Source organism: Enterobacter sp. MGH119 (assembly GCF_001037675.1).
Taxonomy (GTDB): domain Bacteria; phylum Pseudomonadota; class Gammaproteobacteria; order Enterobacterales; family Enterobacteriaceae; genus Enterobacter; species Enterobacter hormaechei_C.
Genome location: NZ_KQ089929.1, coordinates 307,546 through 320,421, shown reverse-complemented (window position 1 = coordinate 320,421; position 12,876 = coordinate 307,546). Strand labels below are relative to the sequence as shown.

7 protein-coding genes and 1 pseudogene are annotated in these 12,876 nt (G+C 54.9%); 2 read left to right on the top strand and 6 right to left on the bottom strand.

Annotated elements, in window-relative coordinates:
* Positions 1-32 precede the first annotated feature (32 nt).
* The 5 genes and pseudogenes from SK53_RS01460 to SK53_RS01440 form a co-directional block, all read right to left on the bottom strand.
* Positions 33-1,676: a multidrug ABC transporter permease/ATP-binding protein gene (locus tag SK53_RS01460; protein ID WP_003859392.1), complete on the bottom strand. Its 1,644-nt coding sequence runs from the start codon at positions 1,674-1,676 to the stop codon at positions 33-35.
* Between the two features lie 76 nt (positions 1,677-1,752).
* A complete protein-coding gene (gene alkB / locus SK53_RS01455; RefSeq protein WP_045343033.1) occupies positions 1,753-2,403 on the bottom strand; it encodes a DNA oxidative demethylase AlkB in 651 nt (216 codons plus the stop codon).
* Positions 2,403-3,461: a bifunctional DNA-binding transcriptional regulator/O6-methylguanine-DNA methyltransferase Ada gene (ada, locus tag SK53_RS01450; RefSeq protein WP_048208329.1), complete on the bottom strand. Its 1,059-nt coding sequence runs from the start codon at positions 3,459-3,461 to the stop codon at positions 2,403-2,405. Before ada ends, alkB begins: the two co-directional genes overlap by 1 nt.
* 72 nt (positions 3,462-3,533) lie before the next feature.
* Positions 3,534-4,589, bottom strand: a complete 1,056-nt coding sequence (gene apbE / locus SK53_RS01445; protein ID WP_003859399.1) for an FAD:protein FMN transferase ApbE — start codon at positions 4,587-4,589, stop codon at positions 3,534-3,536.
* 114 nt (positions 4,590-4,703) lie between these two features.
* A pseudogene (locus SK53_RS01440) lies at positions 4,704-5,798 on the bottom strand (porin OmpC).
* Between the two features lie 744 nt (positions 5,799-6,542).
* Here SK53_RS01440 and rcsD point away from each other — a divergent pair.
* Positions 6,543-9,215, top strand: coding sequence for a phosphotransferase RcsD (rcsD, locus tag SK53_RS01435; RefSeq protein WP_048208327.1), 2,673 nt, complete (start codon positions 6,543-6,545; stop codon positions 9,213-9,215).
* Positions 9,216-9,231: 16 nt separating this feature from the next.
* The gene (gene rcsB, locus SK53_RS01430) at positions 9,232-9,882 is read left to right on the top strand and encodes a response regulator transcription factor RcsB (RefSeq protein WP_003859405.1); all 651 of its coding nucleotides are present in this window, start codon (positions 9,232-9,234) and stop codon (positions 9,880-9,882) included.
* 111 nt (positions 9,883-9,993) lie between these two features.
* Here rcsB and rcsC read toward each other — a convergent pair whose 3' ends face one another.
* Complete coding sequence (gene rcsC, locus SK53_RS01425; protein WP_022651523.1) at positions 9,994-12,840, bottom strand: two-component system sensor histidine kinase RcsC; 2,847 nt, start codon at positions 12,838-12,840, stop codon at positions 9,994-9,996.
* Positions 12,841-12,876 lie beyond the last annotated feature (36 nt).

The following is a 12,876-nucleotide window of genomic DNA, read 5'->3' as shown; positions in this document are numbered from 1 at the left end:
AGTGTGCCGGGGTTCACCCGGCACAATTGCAATCAGGCCGTACGCGCCACCGCGTCCCGTGACGCCGCATCGCGCTCATCGCCGGTCAGCTCGCTCAGCTTGCCGTCGCGCATCTCCAGCAGACGGTCGGCGTGAATGAAGTAGTGATCGTCATGGCTGATGGCAAAAATGGTTTTTCCCATCGCCTGCATCAGCGGCAGCAGGACCTGATAAAACTCGCGACGGAAGTGCGGGTCCTGATCGGCGGCCCATTCATCCAGAAGGATGATGTCGCGCTCTTCGGCCAGCGCCAGCAGCAGCGCCACGCGCTTCTTCTGCCCTTTCGACAGCTTGAGATTCAGGATTTTGCCATCCTGAAGCTCCAGCTTGTGCGACATTTGCAGGTGCGCAAGCCACTTCTCCACCAGCGCCGGATCCGCCTGCTGCCCTTCCGGTCCCAGCAGCCGGTCGAACAGCCAGACGTCGGTAAATACCGCCGAGAAGAGCTTGCGGTAGTCCTCCGGTTTCTCCGCGCTCAGCGCTTTACCATCCAGCAAAATTTCACCCGACTGCGGCTGATAGAGGCCCGTCAGCAGCATCGCCAGCGTGGATTTGCCGCTGCCGTTACCGCCGATCAGGAACAGGAGTTCGCCGCGGTGAATGGTCAGGTTGATCGGCCCCACTGAGAAGGCGTTATCCTGATAGCGGAAGGTAACGTTACGCAGCTCCAGCGTTTGCCAGTTCGGGAAGGCCTGCGGGCGCGGGAACTCAGCCTTAAACGGCGCAAGGTCGAACTTCTTCAGCTTGTTGAAGGCCACCTGTGCGCTCAGCAGCGTCGGCAGTGCGCCAACGGCCGACAGCAGCGGCGTGCGTAAAAACAGCAGCGTCAGGGAGTAGGTTGCCGCCACGTTGGTATCCGCCCACCCCAGGCTGTTCGCCATCCAGAACACCAGGCCAATCGCGCCCAGCATCATGATGTTGGACCAGTTCACAGCGCTCAGGTGGAACGTATCGGCGCGAATAATGTGATGACGATATTCGTGCGCATCCGGGATATAGAGATGGTTGAAGATATGTTCGGCGCGCTCGCGGTTCAGCGTCAGCTCTTTACGCCCTTCCAGCACCGTCTGGTAATCGTTATAGAGCTTGTCTTCCGTTTCGCGCAGCACCGCCATGTGCTTATAGACGCGTGATACCAGCAGGAACCCGCCCCAGATGGTAATAACAATCCACAGCGCCGTTACCGCCAGCATTTTGCTGGAGAGCCAGGCGAGATAGGCTGCCGAGCCAAAGGTCAGGATGATCCCCTGCACCAGCTCCGGCAGGCGCACAAAGGCGATGGTAATGGCGCGCACATCGCTGGTCAGCCCCGCCAGCAGAGAAGCACTTCCCAGCTGTTCGATGCGTTCCACTTGAGTATCAAGGATCCGTTTGATGAACTCACTGCGCAGACGGAAAACGAAGTGGTGGCCGAGCGCGGTCAGCGCCAGCTGTGACCCGAGCGTGACTGCCATCAGCAGCAGCAGTAAACCCAGAAATTCCGGCAGGACGGAGAGTGACGTGTCGACCATTTCGATCAAACGCACGTTAATGAAGGCAATCAGGCCGATCCCCAGCGCCGCGCTGGCAAGGCTTAACGCCATCACCGCGATAAAAGGCCAGCGATACTGCCGCCAGACAAGAAGAAGTAGTTGCATGCAGAGCAATCCGGACAAGAAAAATCAGCCAGCAGTGTAAACTGCCTTTCACACACATCAAGAATAATTCTTATTTTTATTCTCTGTACGCTGCCTGGCGGAACGTGAGGTTGTAGCGAAACGCCCCCGCCACCGGGTGATCGCCTGGTTTAAGCGGCTGAATACCGTGATAAAAAAGCCGTGATTCCCCGCCCCAGACCACCACATCGCCATGCTCCAGCATCAGCCGTTTGAGCGGGTCGTTGCGCCGCAGGCCGCCAAACTGAAAGACAGCGGGCAGCCCAAGGGATACCGAGACAATCGGCGCGCGCAGGTCCGGCTCGTCCTTATCCTGATGCAAGGAGAGCTTTGCCCCAACGGCATAACGGTTAATAAGACAGGCATCGGGTCGAAAATCAGGATAGCCGGCCGCCACGGCGGCATCATGACACAGCGCCTGAAACGCCTCCGGCATCGGCGGCCACGGCTGATCCGTCAGCGGATCGTACGCGGCATATACATAGCCCCGCTCATTCGTCGCCCATCCCAGTTCGCCGCAGTTGGTCATCGCCACGGACATGGTATACCCGCCTGGCGTAACCATATGGCGAAACGGCGAACGGGTGGTGACGGCTTTAATGCCGTCGAACAGCGCCGCCGCGCGGGAAAGCGCGAAGCGTCTCAGGATCGTCGCCCCCGGCGCGAGCGACTCCTGCCAGGGTTCAGCATCAGCAAAAAGATCGAGCATTATTCCTCCGGGTTGTTCGCCTCACGTTTCAACAATAGCACCTTACGCGCTGCGCCCCAGCGATAACCCGACAGCGCACCGTCGTTACGCACCACGCGGTGACAGGGGATGACTATCGCCAGTTTGTTGGCACCGCAGGCCCCCGCCACGGCACGTACGGCATTGGGTTTACCAATGGCCTTTGCCACCTGCTGATAGCTTGCCGTTTCACCGCAGGGGATAGCCCGCAGCGCCTGCCAGACCTGCTGCTGGAAGGCGGTACCCCGGATATCCAGCGGCAGCGTCAGCGACGTCGCGCGGCTGTCGACAGAGGCAATCACCTGACGAACACGCCCGGCAAATGCGCCTTCCATCGGTTCACGGACGGCAAGCGGAAACAGTGACAGCAGCTCAGCCGTCAGCCCGGCGTCGTCATCACCCAGCAGTATTGCGCAGATCCCGCGCTCGCTTTCCGCCACCAGACAGCGGCCCAGCGAGCAGTCACTGATGGCATAGCGGACCGCAGCCTCTCCGTTGCGGTACTGTTTTGCCGTCATGCCCAGCGCGCCGTTGGCTTTACGGTAGTAACTGCTGCCGTCCGGAAAGCCAGCGGCCAGTACGGCGTCGGTGATTTTACCGCCCTGTGCAAGCAGGCTGCGCAGGCGTTGTTCACGCGCGGCCTGCTGCCATGCTTTCGGCGTCATGCCGGTGACGGATTTAAACAAGCGGTGGAAATGGAACGGACTCATGGCAACCTGCTGCGCCAGTGCCTCCAGGTTCAGCGAGGCATCCTGTTCAAGCAGTCGACAGGCCAGCGCAATGTTGGCCTTTTTCTGTGCCATTGGGTCGCCCTGGTCCGGCCTACAGCGCTTACAGGGGCGGAAACCCGCCTGCGCGGCCTGGTGAGCATCAGGATAAAAGCAGACATTTTTACGCAGCGCGTGGCGGGCGCGACAGGACGGACGACAATAAATGCCGGTCGTCTGCACGGCAAAGACAAACTGGTTATCCGCACGCGGATCGCGGGCCAGTACGGCCTCCCAGCGATCCTCATCGGTAAGATAGGTTGTGTTTTTCATCATCGGCTCCTCTCACAAGCATACGCTCAGCTTGCCTGAACGCCACCGAACAAAAACCCGCAACCTTGCTTTTTAATTTTTTTCGCTCACCAGGAAGCTGTTGAACTGCGGCGAACTCCAGGTTTTAAATCCGTCAGCCTCTTTAGTGATCATATAGACGGCCAGCCCTTCCTGACGCACTACCTCTTTGGCCTTCTCCGTGCCGAGCACCATCAATCCGGTATCCCAGGCATCCGCCTCCAGCGCGGTTGGGGCTATCACCGTCACGGACACCAGGTTATGGGTAATCGGGCGTCCGGTTTGCGGATCAATCACGTGCGAGATACGTTTGCCATCCAGCTCGTAATAGTTGCGGTAGCTTCCGGAGGTGCTGATACCATGCCCGTTGATGTCGACAATCGCCTGCACCGCGTTTTGCTGATCGGTTGGTTTTTGGATGGCCACTCGCCACGGCCTGCCGCTGGCGTTCATGCCCCGGCTGACGAGCGCGCCCCCGACGGAAACCAGATAACGCGGAATGCCTTCCTGCGCCATCAGGGCCGCGAGATGATCCGCAGCATACCCCTCGCCTACCGTGGAGAGATCCACAAACAGGTCGGGAATATCTTTTTGCAGGTATTGCTGACCATACTGGGAGATCACCGTCAGATGCTGTAACCCTGTACGCGCGCGGGCGTCGTCGATGGCGGCTTGATCGGGTGTAGTCACCGGCTGCTTGTTGGGGCCAAATCCCCACAGGTTCACGAGCGGCCCCACGGTCACATCCATTGCGCCGTTGGTTTTGTAGCCCACGCGCATGGCTTCCGTGACGATATCGGCCATTGCTTCGCTCACCGGCCACAGCGAGGTGCTGCTGGAGCGATTGAAACGCATCAGCGCTGAGTCATTTTTATAGGTAGAGAGTAGCTGATCGTCGGCATCCAGCTGCGCCTGAATTTTACCGCGTAATTCTTCAGCGCGGGATTTATCAATATCCATCACGCTGACGCGCCAGAAGGTCCCCATGGTTTTCCCTTCCAGCACCGTCGCGGCGGGTGCGTCGATTTTTGCGGGCTGTGTGGAAGAGTCACACGCGGTCAGGAGTAAAAAAGTCGCCAGAACGCTGGCGCGTAAAAAAGTCATATCCATTGGTTATTATCCTCATGCCAGGGCGGCAAGAGTACACTAAAACAGCGTATTTGTAAGACCCTAAAAAAGCATGAAAAAAGGGGCCTGATGGCCCCTTTGTCGCTGTATGAGCAATTAGAACTGGTAAACCAGACCCAGCGCGACGATATCGTCAGTACCGATACCTGCTGCGCGAGTGAAGTCGTTCTCATCAACCAGGTTGATTTTGTAATCAACGTAGGTGGACATGTTTTTGTTGAAGTAGTAAGTCGCGCCAACATCAACATATTTCAGCAGATCCTGGTCGCCGTAGCCGTTTTCCAGGTCCTTACCTTTAGATTGCAGGTACGCCACGGATGGACGCAGACCGAAGTCGAACTGATACTGCGCAACCACTTCGAAGTTCTGCGCTTTGTTAGCCCAGCCCAGGTCGCCCGCACGGGTCGCGTTGTAAGTCTGAGTATACTGTGCAGCCAGGTAGATGTTGTTCGCGTCATATTTCAGACCACCGGTGTAGGTCTCTGCGCGATCGCCTTCACCGTAGTAGCGCGCAGCGTTCTGGTCAGCAGTACGTTTAGAACTGGTGACTGCCGTACCGATAGCGAAGCCTTCGCCCAGATCATAGGTCAGAGAGCCGCCGTAGCCATCACCGTTCTGACGCAGTGCCTCACGACCGTTGTTGGTCTGGCCTTCGCCGCTTGCGCTGCCGTTTTTACCCTAGTACTGCAACGCGAAGTTCAGACCATCAACCAGACCGAAGAAGTCCTGGTTACGGTAGGTCGCGAAGCCGTTACCACGCTGCTGCATGAAGTTGTCAGAACCGTAGGTATCGCCGCCGAATTCCGGCAGAACGTCGGTCCAGGAAGTTACATCGTAAACAACGCCGTAGTTACGACCATAGTCGAATGAACCCGCATCAGCGAATTTCAGACCTGCGAACGCCACACGCGTCCATGAGTTGTTTTCGTTCTCACCAGAGTTACCCTGGATCTGGTATTCCCACTGGCCGTAACCGGTCAGCTGGTCGTTAACCTGAGTTTCGCCTTTGAAGCCCAGACGCATGTAGGTCTGGTCGCCGTCTGCACTGTCGTCATCAGAGAAATAGTGCAGGCCATCCACTTTACCGTACAGATCTAATTTGTTGCCGTCTTTGTTATAAATTTCAGCCGCATTTGCTGCGCCTGCCACCAGCAGAGCTGGTACCAGGAGGGACAGTACTTTAACTTTCATTTTATTAACCCTCTGTTATATGCCTTATTATTTACCACTGCTTACTGGTCAACCCTCTTAACCAGTCGGCAAGTTCATTCTCCTCAAAAATGCAGAATAATCCAACAGGAATATGATACGAAAACTTTGAAGATGTTTCACTTTACCATCAACATGTTTCAATTTGTAAATTTGAAGGTACTTTTACAGAGCATAAATAGTTTAAAAATATAGCACGGATAATCAAAACAAAAATATATTCTATTTAATACAAGTGTTTATCTTAAAAAACAGTACAGCACTGAATGACAAAAAAATTCCCTTCAACACCACTAAAATAACTCTCGCTATCATCATTAACTTTATTTATTACCGTCATTCAGTTCTGAATGTCTGTTTATCCCTAATTGAACCGGATGCTTCGCATTCGGTTTTTTTTTACCTTTCTTTACGTCAGCCTACATTTTATGTGCTACCCCTCAGAAATGATAACGACTATTAACTAAATCCAGCATCCGGCTTTCGCTGAATTCTTTTTTATGCTATTGAAATTAATTTCTTGTTTATTCGTGCTATTTTCCTGCCGGTGCGATCGCGTATTTATACATTTCACGGGGTTTTGTACACCTTTCATCCGGGGACGTTGAAGCCGGTTACCCGGATAAAAAGTCAAGGTCATACCGTTAACGACGCTGGAAATTCAGTTATTACCCTTTATACTGCCCTATCCCATTACCGCGCGGCCATTACGGGTTAAACACATCGATGAGTCAGACTGAAACTACCGCCCCGAGCAAATTCTCCCTTCTACCGGGCAGCATCACCCGTTTCTTTCTTCTGTTGATCGTTGTGCTGTTAGTCACAATGGGGGTGATGGTTCAGAGCGCCGTTAATACCTGGCTTAAAGATAAAAGCTATCAAATCGTCGATATCACCCATGCGGTGCACAAGCGCATTGATACGTGGCGCTATGCGACCTGGCAAATCTACGACAATATCGCTGCCGCGCCTGCCACCTCGTCAGGCGAAGGGCTGCAGGAAACGCGCCTTAAGCAGGATGTGTATTACCTTGAAAAACCGCAGCGCAAGACGGAAGCCCTGATTTTCGGCTCGCACGACAGCGCAACGCTTGAGATGACGCAGCGGATCTCCTCCTATCTGGACACCCTGTGGGGCGCCGAGACCGTACCGTGGTCAATGTATTACCTGAACGGTCAGGACAACAGCATGATCCTGATCTCGACCCTGCCGCTTAAGGATCTCTCGTCGGGCTTTAAAGAGACCACCGTTGGCAGTATTGTCGATTCCCGTCGGGCAGAAATGCTGCAACAGGCCAACGCGCTGGACGAGCGCGAAAGTTTCTCGTCATTACGCCGTCTTGCCTGGCAGAATGGTCACTACTTTACGCTGCGAACCACCTTTAACCAGCCGGGCCATCTGGCGACCGTGGTTGCCTTCGACCTGCCGATTAACGATCTCATCCCACCGGATATGCCGCTGGACAGCTTCCGTCTGGAGCCAGACAATAGCACCCAAAATATGCGCTCGCCGTCGGATAAAGAAGGCGCGGACAGCGTAGCGATCTCATTTAATGGCTCAAAGATTGAGATTGCCTCATCGCTCAACTCAACCGGTATGCGTCTGGTGTGGCAGGTGCCTTTTGGCACCCTGATGCTTGATACTCTGCAAAACATTCTGCTGCCGCTGCTGCTGAATATCGGCCTGCTGGCGCTGGCGCTGTTTGGTTACAGCACCTTCCGTTTCCAGTCGGGCCGCCAGAGCGACTCGACGTCGGTATCAGCCGGGACCAGCAACGAGCTGCGCATTCTTCGTGCCCTGAATGAAGAGATTATTTCCGTGCTGCCGCTTGGGGTGCTCGTTCACGATCAGGAGGCAAACCGCACGGTAATGAGCAATAAAATTGCCGATCACCTTCTGCCGCATCTTAACCTGCAAAATATTACGGCCATGGCGGACCAGCATCAGGGTGTCATCCAGGCCACCATTAATAATGAACTGTATGAGATCCGTCAGTTCCGCAGTCAGGTCGCGTCGCGCACGCAAATCTTCATCATTCGCGATCAGGATCGCGAAGTGCTGGTGAATAAAAAGCTCAAGCAGGCGCAAAGGCTGTACGAGAAAAACCAGCATGGCCGCGCCGCATTTATGCAAAATATTGGCGATGCCTTTAAACAGCCGTTGAAGTCACTCGCCACGCAGATTGCTGATCTGAGCACGCCAGAAAGCCGACAGCTAAGCAGCCAGGCCGATTCACTGGTTCGTCTGGTGGATGAAATCCAGCTTGCGAACATGCTGGAGAATGACATCTGGAAGGGCACCCCTACGCTCTTCTCCATCCAGGACCTGATTGATGAGGTGGTGCCGGAAGTCCTGCCGGTGATCAAGCGCAAGGGACTCCAGCTGCTGATCAACAACCATTTACCGGCCAACGACGAACGTCATGGCGATCGCGATGCCCTGCGTCGCATCCTGATGATGTTGATTCAGTATGCCGTCACCACGACGCAGATCGGCAAGATCACCCTTGAAGTCAGCACCGATGAGTCCACCGACGATCGTCTGACGTTCCGCATCCTTGATACGGGTGAAGGCGTGACCGTGAGCGAAATTGATAACCTGCACTTCCCGTTCCTGAACGATACCCAGCGCGACCACTACGGTAAGGCGAATGCCCTCACCTTCTGGCTTTGCGATCAGCTGGCGCGTAAGCTGGGCGGTCATCTGAACATTAAGGCGCGCGAATCCCTCGGCACCCGCTACTCTTTACACGTTAAAATGGCGGCGAATCCACAGGAAGAGGATGAAGAGCGTCTGCTGGACGATGTGGTGGTGATGGTGGATGTGACCTCCAGTGAGATCCGAAATATCGTCGTACGTCAGCTGGAAAACTGGGGTGCGTCCTGCATTACCCCGGACGAAAGGCTCGCGAGTCAAGAATTTGATCTATTTTTAACTGATAATCCGTCTAATCTTACTGCCTCAGGCTTGCTTTTAAGCGATGATGAGCCAGGCGTGCGGAAAATCGGCCCTGGGCAGCTGCGCGTCAACTTTAATATGAGCAATGCAATGCAGGAAGCTGTATTACAACTGATTGAAGAGAATCTGGCGCAGGAAGAGATCCTGGAGTCACCGTTAGGCGGCGATGAAAATGCCGAACTCCATGCCAGCGGATATTATTCGCTCTTCGTTGATACAGTACCAGATGATGTTAAGCGGTTGTATACTGAGTCCGCTGCGCAGGATTTTGCAGCGCTGGCACAGACAGCACACCGGCTTAAAGGGGTGTTTGCCATGCTTAATCTGGTTCCCGGCAAGCAGTTATGTGAAACGCTGGAACATCTAATTCGTGAGAAAGATGCCTCTGGCATTGAAAAATACATCAGCGACATTGACGCTTACGTCAAGAGCTTGCTGTAGCAAGGTAGCCTTATACATGAACAATATGAACGTAATTATTGCCGATGACCATCCGATTGTACTGTTCGGTATTCGCAAATCACTTGAACAGATCGAGTGGGTGAATGTAGTCGGTGAATTTGAAGATTCCACAGCCCTCATTAACAACCTGCCTAAACTTGATGCGCACGTGCTCATTACCGATCTCTCCATGCCTGGAGATAAATACGGTGATGGGATCACGCTCATCAAATACATTAAACGCCACTTCCCGGACATTTCGATCATTGTTCTGACCATGAACAATAACCCGGCGATCCTGAGCGCCGTTCTGGATCTCGATATTGAAGGGATTGTGCTGAAACAAGGCGCACCTACCGATCTGCCAAAAGCGCTGGCGGCGCTACAGAAAGGGAAGAAATTCACTCCTGAGAGCGTCTCACGCCTGCTTGAAAAAATCAGCGCGGGTGGTTATGGCGACAAGCGTCTCTCGCCTAAAGAGAGTGAAGTTCTGCGTCTGTTCGCTGAAGGTTTCCTGGTCACTGAAATCGCCAAGAAGCTGAACCGCAGTATTAAAACCATCAGTAGCCAGAAAAAATCCGCGATGATGAAGCTGGGTGTGGATAACGATATCGCCCTGCTGAACTATCTCTCTTCCGTGACGCTGAGCGCAACGGACAAAGACTGATCTTCGCTGTCTATGCCGGGTGGCGCTCGCGCTTACCCGGCCTACAAACCCCGCAGGCCCGCGCAAGCGCAGCGCCGCCGGGCACATAAAAAAGGCCCTTTCGGGCCTTTTTTATTGTCTCGCTTTTCGTACCCGCTCCGCATAGACGGATAGCGTCTGCTTCAGTACATCCAGCGTGACCGGCTTCGACAGGCAGCTGTCCATTCCCGACTCCAGACAGCGCTGCTTCTCCTCCGCCAGCGCGTTGGCTGTCACCCCCACCACCGGCAGCGTCAGCCCCAGCTGCCGGATACGCTGCGTCAGACGGTAGCCGTCCATGTTAGGCATGTTCACATCGCTGAGCACAATATCAATATGGTTCTTACTTAAGACATTCAGGGCATCCACGCCATCATTGGCCGTTTTACACTGATAGCCCAGAGAGCCAAGCTGGTCTGCGAGCAGACGACGGTTAATCGGATGATCGTCGACGACCAGAATCATCATATCGTCGTTCACCGACGCCAGCTCATCAGGGGAAGCCAGCACGGTGGCGCCGTCGCTGTCTTCAAGCTGCACGCTGTAAATGCGCGCCAGCAAGCCCAGCAGCTCGTGCGGTGTCGCCACGCTGTGCACCCATACTCCAGGCGAACGCTCAAGCGGAATACCGATATGACGGCGGCAGAACATCACCACGCCGCGCCCCGCCCACGCCTGTTCCGGCTCAACGTCGGTGATCAGCATGTCATCCGCGCCCGGCGTCTGGCCTTCGTAGCGCGAAACCCGCACGCCGCTGCTGGTCAGCATTGAGGTCAGGAAATCATGTAAGGAGGCGTTGTGCACCGCCAGCCAGCAGTGCTTATCGCTCAGGCCGTCGACCGTGGTTTTCGCCGGATAATGCGCCGAATAGAGCGGAATACGAATGGTGAACTGGCTGCCCATACCCGGCTCAGTATCGACGGAGATATCCCCGTCCATCATGCTGATAAGCTTCTCGCAAATCGCCAGACCTAGCCCGGTCCCCTGAAAATTACGCTGGACGCCGGTTCCCACCTGGAAGAACGGATCGAACAGGCGAACAACTTCTTTCGCCGGAATCCCCACCCCCGTGTCGCGCACGCGAATGGTCAGGTACTCCCCTGCCCGACAGACGTGCAGCACAATACAGCCGATATCGGTGAATTTGATGGCGTTGCTCAGCAGGTTTGAGATGACCTGTTGCAGACGCATCGGATCGCCATGCAGCGTCAGGGGCACATCCGGCTCGATAAAGCAGTACAGCCCAAGCTGTTTACGCACCACCAGCGGCAGATAGTTAGCGCAGATATGGTTCATCACCTCGCGCGGGGAGAACTCGCGCGGCTCTATTTTCAACTGCTCGGATTCAATTTTAGAGAAGTCGAGAATATCGCTGATGATTTTCAGCAGCAGGCTGGACGAGTTGTTCATGGCCGTCACCAGCCGGTCGACCCCTTTCGGCAGCTCTTTGGTCTGGAGCAGATCGAGGTTACCGATAATACCGTACAGCGGCGTACGCAGCTCATGGCTGACGGTCGCGAGGAACATCGATTTCGACTGACTGGCCTGCTCCGCCGCCTGCGCCATATCCTGCAACGACTCTTCCATTTTCACGCGCGCAGAGACGTCCACCAGCACGCAAATCGCCACGTTTTCATTACGGTAGCGCGAATGGACAAAGCTGATTTGCAGGTTGGTGTGGGTGCTGGTCAGCACATCCACAAAGTTAACCTGTTGCCCACAGATGATCTGCGTTAACCGCTGACGGTCTTCATGCGTTAGCATGTTCAGGTAGTTATGGGCAAGCTCGTTACTGAGGATATTTGTCCCGTCCTGAGTACGCAGGATGCAGATCCCCACCGGTGCCGAGGCGACAATTTTACGGTTAAACTGCTCGTGCTCCTCCAGACGCTGAGCATCCGCCTCCGCCGGAATAAAGATCCGCCGCTCATACATTCTCGCCAGCATAAACAGCGCGACGCCTACCGCGATGTTCAGCAAAATGGCGTTAAGGATCAGGATGCGAATGCGCTCCAGGACCTTGTCCACCGGCAGCGAGTAGACAATGCTCAGCGACGATGGCGGTAAACTTTTCTTCAGCACCAGCTCGCGGAACCCGGAGGTATAGCCAAACCATGACCGCTCCTGCATCCAGCTGGGTTCCACCTTCAGGCGGTTTTCAGGCCCGGTAAGGGAGATGAGCGGATGGCCGTTTTCATCCAGAATGGTCACGCCCATCGGCAGACTGCCCGGCGTGAAGAAGTTTTCCATGCGGATGGTTTGTTCAATCCCCAGCAGCGCTTGCAGGCGGTTTCCGAGGTAAACCGGAGTCAGGGCATAGAAATAGCCGACCCCCATGCGCGGCCCCTGGCTTATCCAGAAGATGTTGTTCCCGCGCTCTTCCTGAGGCGCATTACGGTATTTCACTATGCGCTCATGCAGGCTTTTCAGCGCGTCTTCGCGTTCGACGGGCATATCCCGCAGGCCGAAATCCGCCATGCAGAGATTTTCGTTGCTAATCAGGTAGACACGGTTCAGATCGTAAGCGGCCGAGAAGTTATCGCGCCAGTAGCGCATAAACCATGACAGGGACTCCAGTGAACCACGCCAGGCTTTGCCCATGGCGGAACAATCGGAATCCGGGAAGAGCGGTTCGAAATCAGGCACTTCGGTTTTTTCATCCCGACCGCGGATGGCAAGAATGCCGTTCTCCGCCGTCAGTCGATTCTCAGCAATATACTTAAGCTCTTTCATCACGTCAGACGTACGCTGGATATAGCGCTGAGCCTGATCCGAGCTCAAATTAAACTCCTGGCGGATCTCCGCTTCTTTCTGGTGTAACGCGTTAACGATGTAAAACACCGAGAGCAGTGCCACCAGCAACCATAGCAGTAGCGCAAGCGCCCGAAACAGATAGCGGGAGACTTTTAACGTGGTACGAAAGGAGACGAGGTATTTCAAAGGGGCGAGGCTCCGCCGTCGGGGTCAAAAAGAATG